Origin of the sequence: Pseudomonas sp. JV245A, assembly GCF_032424515.1 — a bacterium.
Taxonomy (GTDB): Bacteria; Pseudomonadota; Gammaproteobacteria; order Pseudomonadales; family Pseudomonadaceae; genus Aquipseudomonas; species Aquipseudomonas protegens.
The window spans coordinates 25,662-44,307 of the sequence record NZ_VYKE01000002.1 but is presented as its reverse complement, the minus strand read 5'-3'; the positions used below and the strand labels follow the sequence as shown (position 1 = coordinate 44,307).

The following is an 18,646-nucleotide window of genomic DNA, read 5'->3' as shown; positions in this document are numbered from 1 at the left end:
AAAAGAAAACCCCGCCGAAGCGGGGCTTTGCAGACTGTTTCCCTGACATCCTTTTCACTCCACCATCCTGGCGGAATCCTACGTGTCCGTGTTGTTGCTTTGCGCTTCCTGCGCGACGTCCATGTGAAGTAGATTAGCTTCAGCCGTCATCTACCGATATGGACGATCAGCAGCACGTTATGTAAGAGATGACTTACAAACGCCCTTGCTGGTTAAAACTGCTCAGCCTGCAACAGGAACAGCGATTCGCTACCGGCCTTGACCGAGGCGCTAAGCGAGTGGATACGCGGCAGCAGGCGGGCGAAGTAGAACCGCGCCGTCCCCAGTTTGCTGGCATAGAAGTCGTCTTCCTGCTCCTTGCCCAACGCAGCCTTGGCCATCAGTGCCCACATGTAGGCGTAGGCGGTGTAGCCAAATACCTGCAGGTATTCCACCGACGCTGCCCCGATTTCGTTGGGGTTGCTGGCGGACCGGTCCAATACCCAGGCGGTCAGCTCATCCAGATTGTCCAGCGCCGCGTTCAGCGGGCGGATGAACTCCCCCCATTGCTCATCCGCCGTAGCGGTGAAATGGCGGATCTCGTCGGCGAACAGCTTATAGAACGCACCGCCGCTCCCGACGATCTTGCGTCCCACCAGATCCAGAGCCTGGATACCGTTGGTGCCCTCGTAGATTTGGGTAATCCGTACATCGCGCACCAGTTGTTCCTGGCCCCACTCACGGATATAGCCATGGCCGCCGAAGATCTGCTGGCCATGAACCGTGGTTTCCAGACCCAGGTCGGTCAGGAAAGCCTTGGCCACCGGGGTCAGCAATGCCACCAGGCTTTCTGCCCGCTTGCGGGTATCCGGATCTTCGCTGAACTTGGCGGTATCCAATTGCATCGCCACGTAGGTGGAAAATGCCCGGCCGCCTTCGTTTGCAGCCTTCATGGTCAGCAGCATGCGCCGCACATCCGGGTGCACAATGATCGGGTCGGCTACCTTGTCCTTGGCTTGCGGGCCGGTAGGCGAGCGGCTCTGCAGGCGATCACGGGCATATTCAATAGCGTTCTGGTAGGAACGCTCGCCAGTGGCCAGCCCCTGGATACCTACCCCCAAACGCTCGTAGTTCATCATGGTGAACATGGCCGCCAGGCCCTTGTTCGGTTCACCCACCAGGTAACCGATGGCCTGATCGAAGTTCATCACGCACGTGGCCGAAGCCTGGATGCCCATCTTGTGCTCGATCGAACCACAGGTCACCGGGTTGCGCTCGCCCAGGCTGCCATCGGCATTGACCATGAACTTGGGCACCAGGAACAGGGAAATACCCTTGGGACCAGCCGGCGCATCCGGCAGCTTGGCCAGCACCAGGTGAATGATGTTTTCCGTCAGGTCGTGCTCACCACCGGTAATGAAGATCTTGGTTCCGCTGATGGCATAGGAACCGTCGGCCCGAGGCTCGGCCTTGGTGCGGATAATCCCCAGATCGGTACCGGCATGGGGCTCGGTCAGGCACATGGAGCCTGCCCAGACACCGGCATACATGTTCGGCAGGTAGGTGGCTTTCAGCTCTTCGCTGGCATGGGCGTTGATCGACAGGCAGGCCCCGGCAGTCAGCATCGGGTACAGACCAAAGGCCAGGCTCGCGGAGTTGACCATTTCCTCGACCTGGGCCGATACCGCCTTGGGCATGCCCATGCCGCCGAATTCGGGATCGCCACCCACGCCGACCCAACCACCTTCGGCGTAGGTCTGATAGGCCTGTGGGAAACCTTCAGGGGTGGTCACCTCGGTGTTGTCCCAGTGGCAACCTTCCTCGTCGGCACCGCGACTCAGCGGAGCAATGCTTCTGGCGGTGACTTTGCCCGCTTCCTCCAGAATCGCCTCGACCGTCTCGACATCCACAGTCTCAGCCAGAGCCGGCAACTGGGCCCAGAGTTTGGCGACCTCGAAAACTTCATTGAGGACGAAGCGCATATCGCGCAAGGGCGCTTTGTAGTCAGCCATGGCAAACCTCGCAAGAACTAAAAAAGCGGGCCGAAACGGACCCATTTAGAAAACCAGAGTGTACCCGAACAACTTTTGCGACACATAGGGTCAACTAGTGACCTTTATGTAATTTTTAGTCACAGATATTCCCAAGCACGAAAAAACCCGCAGCAGCGGGCTTTGTTCGTGCCGCCCTAGCAGTTACAAGGCGAACAACTGCGCGGGAAGCTTCATCAGGCAATCACTGCCGGCCTCGATGGCCGCCCGATGAGCCCCCGTACGGGGCAGCAGGCGCTTGAAATAGAACTCGCAGGTGATCAGCTTGGCGGTGGCGAAGTCCTGGTCGCCCTGCCCGGCGTCCAGTTGCTGCTGGGCGACCAGAGCCATGCGCAACCAGAAATAGGCCAGGACGATGTAGCCGCTGTACATCAGGTAATCCAAGGCCGCGGCCCCCACTTCGTCGGGGTTGTTCATGGCTGCCATGCCGACCTTGGTGGTCAACTCGCCCCACTGACGGTTCAAGGCATCGAGTTGCGCGACATAAGCCTGGAGCTGCGGATGCTCGGCATGCGCGCTGCAGAACTTGTGCACAATCCGGGTAAAGCCCAGCAGCAGCTTGCCCTGGCTGCCCAGCACCTTGCGGCCCAGCAGGTCCAGGGCCTGGATGCCATTGGTACCTTCATAGATCGGCGCAATGCGGCAATCACGTACCAACTGCTCCATGCCCCATTCGCGAATAAACCCATGACCGCCGAACACCTGCATGCCGTGGTTGGTCACTTCCAGCCCGGTCTCGGTCATGAAGGCCTTGCAGATCGGGGTGAGGAACGCCAGGAGGTTCTCGGCGTCCTGGCGCTGGGCTTCATCGCGGCTCAGATGCGCCACATCCAGCAACTGGGCGGTGAAGTAGGCCAGGGCCCGGTTGCCTTCGTTGAACGCCTTCATGGTCAGCAGCATGCGCCGCACATCAGGGTGGACGATGATCGGGTCCGCCGCCTTGTCCGGAGACTTGGGGCCGGTCAGCGACCGCATCTGCAAACGATCGTTGGCGTATCTGATCGCCCCCTGGAAGCTGGTTTCACCCAGACACAGGCCCTGCATTCCGGTCCCCAGGCGGGCGTGGTTCATCATGGTGAACATGCAGTTCAGGCCTTTGTTGGCCTGACCAATCAGAAAGCCCCTGGCACCGTCGAAGTTCAGTACACAGGTCGCGGACGCCTTGATCCCCATCTTGTGCTCGATGGAGCCGCAGCTCACGCCATTGCGCTCGCCGGCCTCACCTGCCGCATCCGGCAGGAACTTGGGCACGATGAACAGCGAAATACCCTTGGTTCCGGCCGGCGCGTCCGGCAGCTTGGCCAACACCAGGTGAACGATGTTCTCGCTCATGTCGTGCTCGCCGGCGGAGATGAAGATCTTGCTCCCCGTCACCGCATAGCTGCCGTCTGCCTGGGGCACCGCGCGAGTCTTGATGATGCCAAGATCAGTGCCGCAATGGGCTTCGGTCAGGCACATGGTGCCGGTCCATTGCCCGGCGGTGAGCTTGCCCAGGTACAACTGCTTCTGTTCCGCGCTGCCGTGGGCATGAATAGCCGACATGGCACCGTGGGTCAGGCCCGGGTACATGCCCCAGGAGGTGTTGCTGGAGCCCACCATCTCGCTGATCACCAGCCCCAGCGAGTGGGGCAGTCCCTGGCCGCCATAGGCCGGATCGGCGGCCAACCCGTGCCAGCCGCCTTCAACGTACTGGGCGAAGGCCTGCTTGAAGCCCTTGGGCGTGGTGACCACGCCGTTATCAAAGTGGCAACCTTCCTCGTCACCGGAACGGTTCAACGGGGCCAGGACGTTTTCGCAGAATTTCGCGCCTTCCTCGAGGATGGCACTGACCATGTCCGGGCTGGCGTCAGTGGCCCCCAACGCCGCGTAACTGGCATGAAAGTCGAAGACGTGATCGATCAGAAAGCGCATGTCGCGCAAGGGGGCTTGATACTCGGGCATGGTGGTTTCTCCGGCAGCAGATCAGACCAACCTACTGCCGCCGCCCTCAGCCTGCCAATGACTGTGCAGGCGCTGAATGCGCCATCATCACTCAACCCGCAGCTGTATCCATGCGCACCGCACCGCGGCGGTTCTGTCCGAATGCAATGACACAGTTACGCCCCGCCCCCTTGGCGCTGTAGAGCGCCTGGTCTGCAGCCTTGAGCACTTCCTCCGGAGTCCGGTGCTCTGCCAGCCGCTCGGCGACGCCGATACTGATGGTCACCGAGACACTGGACGCGGCAGCGACACCGCGACGCTGGCGACCCTGCTGGTCGTCCTGAGGGCGGTTGTCCTGATTACGCAGTTGAATGTTGTAGGTGGCGATGATCTCGCGAATCATCTCCAGGTGCGGCATGCATTCGTCCATGGTCTTGCCGGCGAACACCACGGCAAACTCCTCGCCTCCGTAACGGTAGGCCCGGCCGCCCCCGGTGACTTTCGAGAGCTTGCTGGCCACCAGGCGCAACACCTGGTCGCCCACATCGTGCCCGTGGGTGTCATTGAATTTCTTGAAGTGATCGACGTCGGTCATCGCCAGCACATAGTTGCGCCCCAGGCGCTGCATGCGCTCGTTAAGCGCCCGACGCCCCGGCAGGCCGGTCAGCTCGTCGCGGAACGCCATCTGGTAAGCCTCGTGGGCGACAGCAGCAGCGATCATCAGCATCACCTGGCTGCACATGATGTTCAGGGTGAACGGCAGGATGAAGGTCTTGGGCAGCATCCAGAACAGCCCCAGAAGCCCCACCAGCTGCGCCGCGTGCAGCGGACGCGGGCTGCGCCAGTACTGGATCGCCAGCAGCAGGAAGGCTGCGAAGAACACTGGATACGACAACTGGATCAAACTCATCCAACTGCCATGCAGGGCCGGCCAGCGGATCTCCGCCAACCAGTTAAGCAGAGCCTGCGGGTAACTCTGCTCGAGCCCCAGAGCCACACTGCCGAAGGCCAGCAGCACGGCAAAACGCGCCACCATGTCCTGGAACAGGTGCGTGCGCTCCTGCCAGGCAGCGAACAGGCCGAACAACAGCGGCAGCAACAGGCAGCAGAGATGGAACACCACCGCCGCGTCTTCCCGGACCCTGCCGTTGTCCCGGTAATAGTCGGTCTGGGTGTCCAGCAGGAAATAGGCGATGTACACGGTGACCATCAAGAACAGTTCGCGCTGGCGCCGATACACCGCACAATACGCCCCGCCCAGCAACAGCACCAAGGTTGGCAGCACGTTGAACAGCGAGGTGAAGAAGACGTTGAGGTCCTTGACGTAGGCGGCCGCCAGCCCCGCAAGCAGAAGCAGTAAAGACGGTACAAAGTGACTGAAACGTACAGCGAAAGAACGCGGCAAGGGTAAAACTCCGACCCGGCTGATCAATGAATGGCATTGTGCCTTCATTTGTTGAAGTTAAGCACACGCGGTGTGATGGACATCACATTGCCATCTCTTTAACGGCAGGAAATCGCTTCTGCTTAGCGATTTAGTCGGGAATTTTCATGAAGATTCTGCGGGCATAAAAAAACCGCTCGCCCCAAGGGGCGAACGGCTTTTCGAACCACTGCGGTCGGGCTTAGTAAGCCAGGCCGAAGTCTTCTTCCTTCATGTCCATCAGGTTGTTGGCACCCGAAAGCATGGTTGCAACGTGAGTGCGGGTACGCGGCAGGATGCGCTGGAAGTAGAAACGCGCAGTCTGCAGCTTGGCGGTGTAGAACGCCTCTTCGGTGGTGCCGGCTGCCAGCTTTTCTGCCGCCAGGCGTGCCATGTCGGCCCAGAAGTAGGCCAGGCAGGCATAACCGGAGTACATCAGGTAGTCCACGGAGGCCGCGCCGACTTCTTCGCGATCTTTCATGGCAGCCATACCGACCTTCATGGTCAGCTCGCCCCATTCTTTGTTCAGTGCAGCCAGGGGTGCGACGAATTCCTTGACGGCTTCGTTGCCTTCGTTGTTCTGGCAGAACTTGTGGACGATCTTGGTAAAGCCTTTCAGAGCCTCGCCCTGAGTCATCAGCACTTTACGGCCCAGCAGGTCGAGTGCCTGGATACCGGTGGTGCCTTCGTACAGCATCGAGATACGGCTGTCGCGAACGTTCTGCTCCATGCCCCACTCGGCGATGAAGCCGTGGCCGCCATAGATCTGCACACCGTGGTTGGCGGATTCAAAACCAACTTCAGTCATGAACGCCTTGGCGATCGGAGTCATGAACGCCAGCAGTGCGTCGGCTTTCTTCTTCTCTTCTTCATCCACACCGTACTTGACGATATCGACCTGCTTGGCAGTGAAGTAGACCATTGCCCGGTTGCCTTCGGCGAAGGCCTTCATGGTCAGCAGCATGCGGCGCACGTCAGGGTGCACGATGATCGGGTCGGCAGCCTTGTCCGGCGCTTTCGGGCCAGTCAGGGAGCGCATTTGCAGGCGATCGCGAGCGTACTTCAGGCCGCCCTGGAAGCCGATTTCGGCATGGGCCAGGCCTTGCAGAGCGGTACCCAGGCGCGCGGTGTTCATGAAGGTGAACATGCAGTTCAGGCCTTTGTTCGCCGGGCCGATGAGGAAACCGGTGGCCGCGTCGAAGTTCATCACGCAGGTGGCGTTACCGTGGATCCCCATCTTGTGCTCCAGGGAACCACAGCTCACGGCGTTGCGCTGACCTACGCTGCCATCAGCGTTAGGCAGGAACTTGGGCACGATGAACAGCGAAATACCCTTGGTACCGGCCGGTGCGTCCGGCAGGCGGGCCAGAACGATGTGGACGATGTTGTCGGCCATATCGTGTTCACCGGCAGAGATGAAGATCTTGGTGCCAGTGACTTTGTAGGAACCATCGGCCTGAGGTTCGGCCTTGGTGCGCAGCATGCCCAGGTCGGTGCCGCAGTGCGGCTCGGTCAGGCACATGGTGCCGGTCCATTCGCCGGACACCAGCTTGGTCAGGTAGGCCTCTTGCTGCTCGGCAGTACCGTGCTCGGAAATGGTGTTCATCGCGCCATGGGACAGGCCAGGGTACATGCCCCACGACCAGTTGGCTTCGCCAACCATTTCGCTGACCGCCAGGCCCAGGGATTCAGGCAGGCCCTGACCACCGTGCTCAACGTCGTGAGCCAGGCTTGGCCAGCCGCCTTCGACGAATTGCTTGTAGGCTTCCTTGAAGCCGGCAGGGGTCTTAACGCCGGATTCACTCCAGGTGCAACCTTCCAGGTCGCCCACACGGTTCAGCGGAGCCAGCACCTGCTCACAAAACTTGGCACCTTCCTCGAGAATGGCGTCAACCATGTCCGGAGTGGCGTCCTGGCAAGCCGGGAGGCTCTGATAATGCGCCTCATAGCCGAGCAGCTCGTCACGAACGAAGCGAATATCACGCAAGGGGGCCTTGTAGTCAGGCATAGCGATAAACCTCTGCTGATGTAACCGGGAATGAACAACCGCGTTGAGTTTTTATAGCGGTCAAACAGTTGTTTGAAACATACGTTTACGCCCAAATCTTGTCAAGCGTCGCGCCAATGCCTTTCGTCATCGAAACAAAATGCATACGCAGGCGAACACCCACGGCACTGCCATGAAGTGTAGGAGCCGACGCACCGGTAATCAGTCAGGGAAAGGAATCAGCGAGAGCCGCTATCAGCAGAAAAGGCATGAAAAAGCCCGGTCTCTATGGGAGGCCGGGCTTTTGCAGAGGGTAATCAGGCGTAGGTATCGATCAGGGTGCCGAGGACTTCATCCGAGGCCTTGGCGACATTGACGCCCAGTTCTGCCTGGATCTTGCCCATGGACATCTCCACCATGCTGCTGGCCAGATCCGATTCCTGGCTGCGATCCACAGCGCGCAGGCGGTCAACCTGAACATCCGACGACTGGCTGCCGGCAGAGCGTTCAACTGCAGTGCTGGCAATCTGGCCGGCGGCTTGATCGACGCGATTCTGACCGGTCTGGATAGCGTTCAGCCCGGCGTAGAAAGCGGTGTTCCCGGAGATTTGCATGGGAGAACTCGACCTTGAGAATGAGTGACAGGTGTCATTGAAGCAGACCCGTCAAGAAAACACCCGTCAAAAACACTAATGGCAATATGCCCTGCAATAGGCAAAATCTAGTCCAGCAGATCCAGTTGCAAATGCTCGGCCACCGCCTCGGCGCTGGCCGGCTTGAGTTTCGGCACCCTGCCCAGGCACGGGGCCGGCAAGCGTTCGGCCAGGGTTGCGAGGTTTTCCTCCAGACGAGAGGTCTTTGGATCGATGATATTGGCCACCCACCCCGCCAGTTGCAGGCCGTCCTGAGCGATGGCTTCGGCCGTCAGCAACGCATGATTGATGCAACCCAGACGCACGCCCACCACCAGGATTACCGGCAACCCCAGCGCCATGGCCAGATCCGACAGATTGTCCTGGTCTGCCAGGGGTACCCGCCAACCACCCGCGCCTTCGATCAGCGTGAAGTCCGCGCCCTTGGCCAGCAGATGGCGCATGGGCGTCAATAGCGACTGCACGGTCAGCGCAACCCCGGCCTCTCGCGCTGCCAGATGAGGGGCGATGGCCGGTTCGAAGGCAACCGGATTCACTTCTGCATAGGCCAACGGCAACGAAGACTGCGCCTGCAATGCCAGGGCATCGGCGTTACGCAGGCCCTTGGCCGTCAGCTCGCAACCCGAAGCCACCGGCTTGCCCGCAGCAGTACTCAGGCCGGCCAGACGCGCCGCATGCAGCAAGCCGGCCGCAATGGTGGTTTTCCCCACATCGGTATCGGTACCCGTAATGAAGTAGGCAGGGCTCATAGCGGTTTCTCCAGCACGGCATAGACCACTTGATAAGTCGCCGGCAGGCCCTTGGCCTGTCGGAAACCCTCGTAGGCATCGATCAACCCGGCGATCCGCGCCCGTCCGGTCAAGCCGCCCGGGCGTCCGGGATTAAGGTTGTGCGCGCCCAGGGCTTTCAACTCATGGGTCAGGCTGCGCACATCCGGGTAATACAGGACATGGGGCGCCTTTTCCAGACTGCGCACTTGCAAGCCACTGGCTTCACACAGCTGTCGATAACGTTCGAACTCACGGAAGCGATTGACGTGAACCTGGCCATCGACCTGCGCCCAACTATCGCGCAGTTCCTGCAAAGTACCCACGCACAGGCTGGCAAAAGCCAGCACGCCGCCCGGCTTGAGCACCCGCATCGCTTCACTGAGCACGGCAGAGAAATCGTCGCACCACTGCACCGCCAGGCTGGAGAAGATCAATTGGCAACTGTCGCCTTGCAACGGCAGGCGTTCAGCGTCCCCGGCGATGAAATGGTCCGCGCCACCCAAAGGCCGGGCGTGATTGAGCATGCCCTCGGCAATATCCAGGGCCAGCCCCTGGGCAGCACGGAAACGCTGCCCCAGCACCCGGCTGAAATGCCCGGTGCCGCAGCCCAGGTCCAGCCAGCACCGTGGCTCAAGGCCCGGGGGCAGACGGCTGAGCAATTGTTGCCCGACCGCGCGCTGCAGCTCCGCGACACTGTCGTAGCTGGCCGCCGCGCGGGAGAACGAAGCCGCGACCTGGCGCTTGTCAGGCAGGCGACCGGGAAAGGCAGTCAGAGAAAGGTCAGTCATCACCGGACTCATGCAAGAAAGCCTGGATCGCTCCCGCCACTCCATGGGGGTCCTCCAGGAGAAATCCGTGGCTGGCGTGTTCAATCAGGCCAACTTCAATATCCGGCAGCAAGGCCAGCAATTCACCGGCCGCCTCGGCAGGCACCAGAGCATCGAGCCCGGCAAACAAGTGCAACTGCGGCCCGCGAAAGCCTTGCAAGGCTTCGCGGGTATCCAACTGCGCCAGCAACTCCAGCCCGGCCATCAGCACCGCCGGCGCCGTGGTCGGCGCGCCGCTCAGGAGCAACCGCGACAGGCCTCGCGTGTCCGCGGCGCCCTGGGCGCAGAGCAAGGCAAAACGCTTGAGGGTGGTTCGCGGATCGGCCGCGCAGCCGGCCAGGAAACCGTCGAAGGTTTCCCCGGCCATGGCACTGGCCCATTGTTCATGGGCGACAAAACTGGGATTGCTGGCCAGGGTCAGCAGGCCGCAGCAGCGCTCACCACGGCGCGCCGCCAGTTCCGACGCCAGCATGCCGCCGAGGGACCAGCCACCCAGCCAGGCATTGTCCGGCACGGCGTCATCGAGTTCGTCCAGCCAGTCCTGCGGGTCGCTGGAGGTCAACTCCGGCAAGGGCTCGATCTCCACCCGCAAGTGTTCATCCAGCCCCTGCAAGGCCGCCGCCAGAGGTTCCAGCGGCGACACGCCCAAGCCCCAGCCCGGCAACAGAATCAGTCGATCACGCATGGCTCGGCTCCGCTTGCAGTTCACTGAAACAGTCTGCCAACGCGCTTAACAATAGCTGCACCTGGGCCTCGCTGTGGGCCGCGGACAAGGTCACCCGCAGCCGCGCGCTGCCGGCCGGCACGGTAGGCGGGCGAATGGCGCTGACCATGACTCCCCGTTCACGCAACATCTGCGACAGGCGCACGGCCCGAGCACTGTCGCCCACCAGGATCGGCTGGATCGGGGTGAAACTGTCCATCAGCTGCAGGCCGATCTGCTCGGCGCCCTGGCGGAATTGACGGATCAAGGTCGCCAGGTGCTCGCGCCGCCAATGCTCGCTGCGCAGCAGCTCCAGGCTTTTCAGGGTGGCGCAGGCCAGGGCTGGCGGCTGGCTGGTGGTGTAGATATAAGGCCGGGCAAACTGGATCAGGCTCTCGATCAGATCCTCGCTGCCGGCGACAAAGGCCCCGGCGGTGCCGAAAGCCTTGCCCAGGGTGCCCACCAGTACCGGCACCTCATCCAGCCCCAGGCCGAAATGCTCCACCAGCCCGCCGCCATTGGCCCCCAGCGGCCCGAAACCATGGGCATCGTCCACCATCAGCCAGGCGCCACGGGCCTTGGTTGCCCGAGCCAGGGCCGGCAGGTCGGCGACATCGCCGTCCATGCTGAACACCCCATCGGTGACCACCAGGGTATTGCCGGTGGCCTTTTCCAGACGCTTGGCCAGGCTGTGCGCATCGTTGTGCAGATAGCGGTTGAAGCGCGCACCGGAAAGCAGCCCCGCATCAAGCAGCGACGCGTGGTTGAGACGATCCTCCAGCACCGTATCGCCCTGCCCCACCAGCGCCGTCACCGCCCCCAGGTTGGCCATGTAGCCGGTGGTAAACAACAGCGCCCGAGGGCGGCCAGTGAGTTCGGCCAGCGCCTCTTCCAGGGCGTGATGGGGCGTGCTGTGGCCGATCACCAGATGGGAAGCACCACCGCCCACGCCCCAGCGGCTGGCACCGGAGCGCCAGGCTTCGATCACTTGCGGATGGTTGGCTAGGCCCAGGTAGTCGTTGTTACAAAAGGCCAGCAATGGCTGACCGTCGACCACCACTTGCGGCCCCTGGGGGCTCTGCAGCAGCGGGCGCTGGCGATAGAGGTGTTCGGCACGGCGGGCAGCAAGGCGCGCGGAGAGATCAAAAGACATGCAGGCCTCGATATTGGCTTACGGACAGTTCATCGCCAGGAGCTGGCTTGCCGGCGAAGCAGGCGACGCGAAATCCATGAGGCTCGCGAGATTCGCCGGCAAACCGGCTCCTACGGCAGAAGGTCAGACGGCGGCGTTGTAGAACTGCTCGCTGCTTTTCTGCTCCACCAGGGCCTGTTCGATGGCGGCCTGGTGCACCTCGTCGGCGTGTTCTTCGCGGGCTTCGGGCTGGATGCCCAGGCGCGCGAACAACTGCATGTCCTTGTCGGCCTGCGGGTTGGCGGTGGTCAGCAACTTGTCGCCATAGAAAATCGAGTTGGCGCCGGCGAAGAACGCCAGGGCCTGCATCTGCTCATTCATCGCCTCACGGCCGGCCGATAGCCGCACATGGGATTGCGGCATGAGAATCCGCGCCACCGCGAGCATGCGGATAAAGTCGAAGGGGTCTACCTCTTCGGCATTTTCCAGCGGCGTACCCGCCACCTTCACCAGCATGTTGATCGGCACCGACTCCGGATGCTCCGGCAGGTTGGCCAGCTGGATCAGCAGGCCGGCGCGGTCATCCAGGGATTCGCCCATGCCGAGAATGCCGCCGGAACAGATCTTCATGCCCGCGTCACGCACATAGGCCAGGGTCTGCAGGCGCTCGCTGTAGGTGCGGGTGGTGATGATGTTGCCGTAGAACTCCGGCGAGGTATCGAGGTTGTGGTTGTAGTAGTCCAGGCCGGCCTTGGCCAGCGCCTCGGTCTGGTCCTGATCGAGACGGCCCAGGGTCATGCAGGTTTCCAGGCCCATGGCCTTCACGCCTTTGACCATCTCCAGCACATAGGGCATGTCCTTGGCCGAAGGGTGCTTCCAGGCCGCGCCCATGCAGAAACGGGTAGAACCGATGGCCTTGGCCCGGGCGGCCTCTTCCAGGACCTTCTGCACCTCAAGGAGCTTTTCCTTTTCCAGGCCGGTGTTGTAGTGACCGGACTGCGGACAATATTTGCAATCTTCCGGGCAGGCGCCGGTCTTGATCGACAGCAGCGTGGAAACCTGGACCCGATTGGAGTCGAAATGCGCGCGGTGCACCGTCTGCGCCTGGAACAGCAAGTCATTGAACGGCTGGACGAACAGGGCTTTGACTTCAGCCAAAGTCCAATCATGACGCAGGGTGGCGGTGGTGCTGGCGCTCATGGGCGATTCCTTGATTATGCTTGGCAAGCGGTGCGGGACAGGAAAGCCCACAGCCGCGACACGGATGTTCGGCATATTTAAGGAAGAGTCATGCACTGTCAACCCAGATACAAAGGACCGGTTTACATCTGGCTAAAAAACAATCAGGCATGTTTATTGTGTGACGAACCCAGCGATTCGGCCCTGGCCCTGTGTGCTCCCTGCCTGGACGAGCTGCCCTGGCTCGGCGCCCAGTGTTCAGTCTGCGCCCTGCCCCTGCCTGGGCCCGGCCTCACCTGTGGCCAGTGCCTGCAAGAGCCGCCGGCGTTTCAGCGGGTGATCGCACCCTGGCGCTACGATTTCCCGGTGGACAGCCTGATCAGTCGTTTCAAGCACCATGAGAAATGGCCTTTTGGCCGGCTGATGGCCGAACTTCTCGGCCAGTTCCTCCACTATCGCTTCGATGAAGGCCTGCCACGGCCTGATTGCCTGCTGCCGGTGCCACTGTCCCGCAGGCGGCTGCGCCAGCGCGGCTTCAATCAGGCAGGCATGCTGGCCCAGTGGCTGGGCGCTTCGTTGCAATTGGTGGTGCAACCCAAGCTCCTCCTGCGCACCCAAGACACCCCCGCCCAGCAGGGCCTGGATGCCCGGGCCCGCCAGCGCAACCTGCGCCAGGCCTTCGCCCTAGCAGATCAGGCCCAGGTTGCAGGACGACACCTGGCCCTGGTGGACGATGTCCTGACCACCGGAGCCACCGCCCAGGCCCTGGCCCGTTTGCTGATCAACGCCGGTGCCCGTCGGGTGGATATCTACTGCCTGGCCAGGACCCCAAGCCCCGGCACCGGCGACTGACTTGACTCTCGTCGCCCAAGCCGCAAACTCCCAGTCCACCCCCAGTGTTCAAAGCGCCCCCCGCCATGTCCTTGCCCACTCTGTTGACCCAGCACATCGTCCGCCGCCCGCAACGCATTGCCTTGCTGCAACACATCGCCGAACAAGGCTCCATCACCCGCGCGGCAAAAAGCGCCGGCCTGAGCTACAAGGCAGCCTGGGATGCCATCGACGAACTGAACAACCTGGCCCAGAGCCCGCTGGTGGAGCGCAGCGTCGGCGGCAAGGGCGGCGGCGGCGCCAAGCTGTCCGCCGAGGGCGAGCGGGTGCTGCGTCTTTACCAGCGCCTGCAAGCTCTGCAGGCCCAGGTACTGGAAGCGGCGGAAGACACCAGCGACCTCGACTTGCTCAGCCGCCTGATGCTGCGCACCAGCGCGCGCAATCAGTTGCATGGCAAGGTCCGGGCTGTCGAAAGCCAGGGCTGCAACGACCTGATCGTCCTGGAACTGCCCGAGGGCCTGCAACTCCAGGCGCAGATCACCCACGACAGCACCCTGCGCCTGGAACTGCTGCCGGGGACCGAAGTGGTGGCACTGATCAAGGCTGGCTGGCTGGACGTACAAGCTGCGGGCGCCCAAGTAACAACTGGACACAATTGCCTGAGGGGCACGATCGAGCAGATTCTCGACGCCGAGGACGGCCCCTGCGAGGTGCGAATTGCCCTGCCCAATGGTCAGACCTTGTGCGCCCTGGCCGAGCCGTTGCTGCTCAAGACCCTGGAGTTGAAGGAATCCTCGACCGTCCAGGTGCAGTTCTCACCGTCCCACGTGCTGATCGGAACCCCGCTCTGACCAAGGCTCCACCGCCATTTCACTGCAACATATTCGTCATGGGGGCTCATTAAGGTGGCTGCAAAAACCTGCAGGGAGCCTGATATGAGCCTGTTACTAGAAGAAGACCAACCCACCGACCTGGAACAGATGGTCGGCCTCAGCCGCCGCGGTTTCATCGGTGCCGGCGCCCTGTGCGGTGCAGCGCTGTTCCTGGGCGGCAACCTGTTGAGCCGCAGCGCCCTGGCCGCCAGCGTCAGCGCCGGCACCAGCCAGTTGCTGGGCTTTGCCGGCATCCCTGCCGCCACCAGCGACAGCATCACGTTGCCACCTGGCTACAAGTCCTCGGTACTGATCAGTTGGGGCCAGCCACTGGCCAAGAACGGCCCGGCCTTCGACCCCAGCGGCAATGGCACCGCCCGGGCCCAGGAAGTGCAGTTTGGCGACAACAACGACGGCATGAGCCTGTTCGCCTTCCCGGACGACCGCCACCGCGCGCTGATGGCCATCAATAACGAATACACCAACTACCGCTACCTCTACCCCCATGGCGGCTTGCCGCAATCCGCCGAAGACGTGCGCAAGGCCCAGGCCAGCGAAGGCGTGTCGGTGATTGAAGTGCAGCGCAAGAATGGCCAGTGGCAGTTCGTCCAGGGCTCACGCTACAACCGACGGATCCACGGCAACACGCCGATCCGCCTGAGTGGCCCCGCAGCCGGTCACGATCTGCTCAAGACCAGCGCCGACCCCAAGGGCAGGAAAGTCCTCGGCACCTTCCAGAACTGCGCCAACGGCAAGACCCCATGGGGCACCTACCTGACCTGCGAAGAGAACTTCACCGACTGCTTCGGCAGCAGCAACGCCGAGCAGAAATTCGACGCCGCGCAGAAGCGCTACGGCGCCGTGGTGGCCAGCAAGGAGATCAACTGGCACCTGCACGATCCGCGGTTCGACCTGGCGAAGAACCCCAACGAACTCAACCGTCACGGCTGGGTGGTGGAAATCGATCCGTTCGACCCGCAATCGACCCCGGTCAAGCGCACCGCCCTGGGTCGCTTCAAGCACGAAAACGCCGCCCTGGCCGAAACCTGCGACGGCCGCGCCGTGGTCTACATGGGCGACGACGAGCGTGGCGAATTCATCTACAAGTTCATCAGCCGCGACAAGATCAACCACCGCAACCCCAAGGCCAACCGCGACCTGCTGGACCACGGCACCCTGTACGTGGCGCGCTTCGATGCCGGCGACGGCAACCCGGACCACCCCAAGGGCCAGGGCCAGTGGATCGAGCTGACCCACGGCAAGAACGGCATCGACGCCAGCAGCGGCTTCGCCGACCAGGCCCAGGTGCTGATCCAGGCTCGCCTGGCCGCCAGCGTGGTCCAGGCCACGCGCATGGACCGCCCGGAATGGATAGTGGTCAGCCCCAAGGACGGCCAGGTCTATTGCACCCTGACCAACAACTCCAAGCGTGGCGAGGACGGCCAGCCGGTAGGCGGCCCCAACCCGCGGGAGAAGAACGTCTACGGGCAGATCCTGCGCTGGCGCACCGGCGGCGACGACCATGGTGCCATGAGTTTTTCCTGGGACCTGTTCGTAGTGGCCGGCAACCCGGGGGTGCACGCCGGCCAACCCAAGGGTGGGTCGTCCAACATCACCCCGCAGAACATGTTCAACAGCCCCGACGGGCTGGGTTTCGACAAGGCCGGGCGCCTGTGGATCCTCACCGACGGCGACTACAGCAACAGCGGCGACTTCGCCGGCATGGGCAACAACCAGATGCTCTGCGCCGACCCGGACAGCGGTGAGATCCGCCGTTTCATGGTCGGGCCGGTGGGTTGCGAAGTCACCGGCATCGCCTTCGCCCCGGACCAGAAGACCCTGTTCGTGGGTATCCAGCACCCTGGGGAAAACGGCGGTTCGACCTTCCCCGAACACCTGCCCAACGGCAAGCCACGCTCCTCGGTCATGGTCATCACCCGGGAAGACGGCGGCGTCATCGGCGCCTGACCCCGCCTCGCGCCCGGCCGGCTTCTGCACCCGCAGGAACCGGCTGGGCGGCGAACCCGACGCACGGCCGAACCACCGGCAAACCCTCCCCCGCTGGCTCCCCGTCTGCGTTACCATGCTTGGCCGGACGCGGCAGCCTGCTGCGCGCAGGAGTAAGCATGTCGCACCCGTTTGAAACACTGACCCCCGATCTGGTCCTGGACGCCGTTGAAAGCATCGGCTTTCTCAGCGACGCCCGCGTGCTGGCGCTCAACAGCTACGAAAATCGCGTCTATCAAGTCGGTATCGACGAAAGCGAGCCACTGATCGCCAAGTTCTACCGGCCCCAGCGCTGGACCAACGAAGCGATCCTGGAAGAACACCGCTTCACCTTCGAACTCGCCGAATGCGACGTGCCGGTGGTGGCGCCGATCATTCATGACGGCGCCAGCCTGTTCGAACACGCGGGCTTTCGTTTCGCCCTGTTTCCCCGCCGCGGCGGCCGCGCCCCGGAGCCAGGCAACCTGGACCAGCTCTACCGTCTCGGCCAGTTGTTGGGCCGCCTGCACGCGGTGGGTGCCACCCGCCCGTTCGAACACCGCGAAGCCCTGGGGGTGAAGAACTTCGGTCACGATTCCCTGGCAACCCTGCTGCAGGGCAACTTCATCCCCAAGAGCCTGCTGCCAGCCTACGAGTCGGTGGCCCGGGACCTGCTCAAGCGGGTGGAAGAGGTCTACCAGGCCACGCCACACCAGAACATCCGGATGCACGGCGACTGCCACCCCGGCAACATGATGTGCCGCGACGAGATGTTCCATATCGTCGACCTGGATGACTGCCGCATGGGCCCGGCGGTGCAGGACCTGTGGATGATGCTCGCCGGCGACCGCCAGGAATGCCTGGGCCAGTTGTCCGAGTTGATGGATGGCTACAGCGAGTTCCATGATTTCGACCCGCGGGAGCTGGCCCTGATCGAACCACTGCGAGCCTTGCGCCTGATGCACTACAGCGCCTGGCTGGCACGACGCTGGGACGACCCGGCGTTCCCCCACAGTTTCCCCTGGTTCGGCAGCGAGCGTTATTGGGGCGATCAGGTGCTGGCCTTGCGCGAACAGCTGGCGGCCCTCAACGAAGAACCCCTCAAGCTGTTCTGACCCGGCCTGCAGGAGCCGGCTTGCCAGCGAAGGGGACCCGAGAAATCGCCTTCGCCGACAAGCCGGTACCCACACAAGGGCGCCAGCCGTAGGAGCTGGCTTGCCAGCGAAAGGGCCCGAGAGATTGCCCTCGTCGGCAAGCCGGCGTCCACAGTGGGCGGCGGGGTAAAAGTCAGGACAGGTCTAGACAATTGTCCTTACAATTGCGGCTTTGTTAGCTGCCTAAGCAAGGATTCTGCATGCAAGCCGCCAACCCGCGCCGCGGGTACATCCTGGGTCTGACCGCCTACATCATCTGGGGTCTGTTCCCGCTCTATTTCAAAGCTATCGCCAGCGTTCCCGCGGTCGAGATCATCATCCACCGGGTGCTCTGGTCGGCGCTGTTCGGCGCCCTGCTGCTGATGGTGTGGAAGCACCCCGGCTGGTGGCGCGAACTGCGGGACAACCCCAGGCGCCTGGCGATCCTGGCCCTGAGCGGTACCCTGATCGCCGCCAACTGGCTGACCTACGTCTGGTCGGTAAACAACGGGCGCATGCTCGAAGCCAGCCTGGGCTACTACATCAACCCACTGGTCAACGTGCTGCTGGGCATGCTGATTCTTGGCGAACGCCTGCGGCGCATGCAGTGGCTGGCGGTAATCCTGGCGGCGGTGGGCGTGGCCCAGCAAGTGTGGCAGGTAGGCAGCCTGCCCTGGGTCTCGCTGATGCTGGCGCTGAGCTTCGGCTTCTACGGGCTGATCCGCAAGCAGGCGCCGGTCAAGGCCCTGCCCGGCCTGGTGGTGGAAACCTGGATGCTGGTGCCCATCGCTCTGGGTTGGCTGCTGCTGCACCCCGATGCCAGCAGTGCCCATGCCGAGTTCTGGAGCAGTTCCCAGACCTGGTGGCTGGTGGCTGCCGGCCCGGTGACCCTGGTACCTCTGGTGTGCTTCAACGCTGCCGCGCGGGACCTGCCCTACACCACCCTGGGTTTCCTCCAGTACCTGGCTCCCACCCTGGTGCTGCTGCAGGCCGTGCTGCTGTTCGACGAGCACCTGTCCTCCAGCACCTTGCTGGCCTTCATGTTTATCTGGGCCGGCCTGGCGGTATACAGCGTGGATGCCTGGCTCAGCCTGCGCGGGCGTCGCTGATCAATAAACGTACAAAGCCCTGCAGGCCACGCTCTTCGTGGCTTGCAGCGGTTCTTCCCAAGGTTATCCACAACCTGATCCCCGCCCTTTG

General features: G+C 62.7%; 15 protein-coding genes. 5 read left to right on the top strand and 10 right to left on the bottom strand.

The window, feature by feature from the left end:
* Nucleotides 1-212: 212 nt before the first annotated feature.
* The 10 genes from F6S12_RS01155 to bioB form a co-directional block, all read right to left on the bottom strand.
* The gene (locus F6S12_RS01155) at nt 213-1,991 is read right to left on the bottom strand and encodes an acyl-CoA dehydrogenase C-terminal domain-containing protein (RefSeq protein ID WP_315868667.1); all 1,779 of its coding nucleotides are present in this window, start codon (nt 1,989-1,991) and stop codon (nt 213-215) included.
* Nucleotides 1,992-2,174: 183 nt separating this feature from the next.
* Nucleotides 2,175-3,971, bottom strand: a complete 1,797-nt coding sequence (locus tag F6S12_RS01150; RefSeq protein WP_011063860.1) for an acyl-CoA dehydrogenase C-terminal domain-containing protein — start codon at nt 3,969-3,971, stop codon at nt 2,175-2,177.
* Nucleotides 3,972-4,062: 91 nt separating this feature from the next.
* Nucleotides 4,063-5,355 carry a GGDEF domain-containing protein gene (locus F6S12_RS01145; RefSeq protein ID WP_011063861.1) on the bottom strand — a complete coding sequence of 431 codons (1,293 nt, stop codon included), beginning with the start codon at nt 5,353-5,355 and terminating at the stop codon, nt 4,063-4,065.
* Nucleotides 5,356-5,575: 220 nt separating this feature from the next.
* Nucleotides 5,576-7,381, bottom strand: coding sequence for an acyl-CoA dehydrogenase C-terminal domain-containing protein (locus tag F6S12_RS01140; RefSeq protein WP_210457983.1), 1,806 nt, complete (start codon nt 7,379-7,381; stop codon nt 5,576-5,578).
* Between the two features lie 296 nt (nt 7,382-7,677).
* The gene (locus F6S12_RS01135; RefSeq protein ID WP_011063863.1) at nt 7,678-7,974 is read right to left on the bottom strand and encodes a hypothetical protein; all 297 of its coding nucleotides are present in this window, start codon (nt 7,972-7,974) and stop codon (nt 7,678-7,680) included.
* Between the two features lie 107 nt (nt 7,975-8,081).
* Complete coding sequence (gene bioD / locus F6S12_RS01130) at nt 8,082-8,762, bottom strand: dethiobiotin synthase (RefSeq protein WP_011063864.1); 681 nt, start codon at nt 8,760-8,762, stop codon at nt 8,082-8,084.
* Entirely contained in the window at nt 8,759-9,571 is an 813-nt protein-coding gene (bioC, locus tag F6S12_RS01125; protein ID WP_125063490.1) for a malonyl-ACP O-methyltransferase BioC, read from the bottom strand. Before bioC ends, bioD begins: the two co-directional genes overlap by 4 nt.
* Nucleotides 9,564-10,295 (bottom strand): alpha/beta fold hydrolase, encoded by a 732-nt coding sequence (locus tag F6S12_RS01120; RefSeq protein ID WP_041120124.1) that lies wholly within the window; start codon nt 10,293-10,295, stop codon nt 9,564-9,566. Before F6S12_RS01120 ends, bioC begins: the two co-directional genes overlap by 8 nt.
* Complete coding sequence (gene bioF / locus F6S12_RS01115) at nt 10,288-11,466, bottom strand: 8-amino-7-oxononanoate synthase (RefSeq protein ID WP_152686495.1); 1,179 nt, start codon at nt 11,464-11,466, stop codon at nt 10,288-10,290. The genes F6S12_RS01120 and bioF overlap by 8 nt, the downstream gene beginning before the upstream one ends.
* A gap of 123 nt (nt 11,467-11,589) precedes the next feature.
* Nucleotides 11,590-12,645 carry a biotin synthase BioB gene (gene bioB / locus F6S12_RS01110; RefSeq protein ID WP_152686496.1) on the bottom strand — a complete coding sequence of 352 codons (1,056 nt, stop codon included), beginning with the start codon at nt 12,643-12,645 and terminating at the stop codon, nt 11,590-11,592.
* Between the two features lie 90 nt (nt 12,646-12,735).
* Here bioB and F6S12_RS01105 point away from each other — a divergent pair, with 90 nt between their 5' ends.
* From F6S12_RS01105 to rarD, 5 genes are all read left to right on the top strand, one after another.
* Nucleotides 12,736-13,476 carry a ComF family protein gene (locus tag F6S12_RS01105; RefSeq protein WP_015637275.1) on the top strand — a complete coding sequence of 247 codons (741 nt, stop codon included), beginning with the start codon at nt 12,736-12,738 and terminating at the stop codon, nt 13,474-13,476.
* A 65-nt stretch (nt 13,477-13,541) separates the two neighbouring features.
* Nucleotides 13,542-14,306, top strand: coding sequence for a TOBE domain-containing protein (locus F6S12_RS01100; RefSeq protein ID WP_011063870.1), 765 nt, complete (start codon nt 13,542-13,544; stop codon nt 14,304-14,306).
* An 84-nt stretch (nt 14,307-14,390) separates the two neighbouring features.
* Nucleotides 14,391-16,295: a PhoX family phosphatase gene (locus tag F6S12_RS01095; RefSeq protein ID WP_315868666.1), complete on the top strand. Its 1,905-nt coding sequence runs from the start codon at nt 14,391-14,393 to the stop codon at nt 16,293-16,295.
* Nucleotides 16,296-16,453: 158 nt separating this feature from the next.
* Complete coding sequence (locus tag F6S12_RS01090) at nt 16,454-17,428, top strand: serine/threonine protein kinase (RefSeq protein WP_011063872.1); 975 nt, start codon at nt 16,454-16,456, stop codon at nt 17,426-17,428.
* Nucleotides 17,429-17,667: 239 nt separating this feature from the next.
* Complete coding sequence (rarD, locus tag F6S12_RS01085; protein WP_315868665.1) at nt 17,668-18,555, top strand: EamA family transporter RarD; 888 nt, start codon at nt 17,668-17,670, stop codon at nt 18,553-18,555.
* The last annotated feature ends 91 nt before the right edge of the window (nt 18,556-18,646 follow it).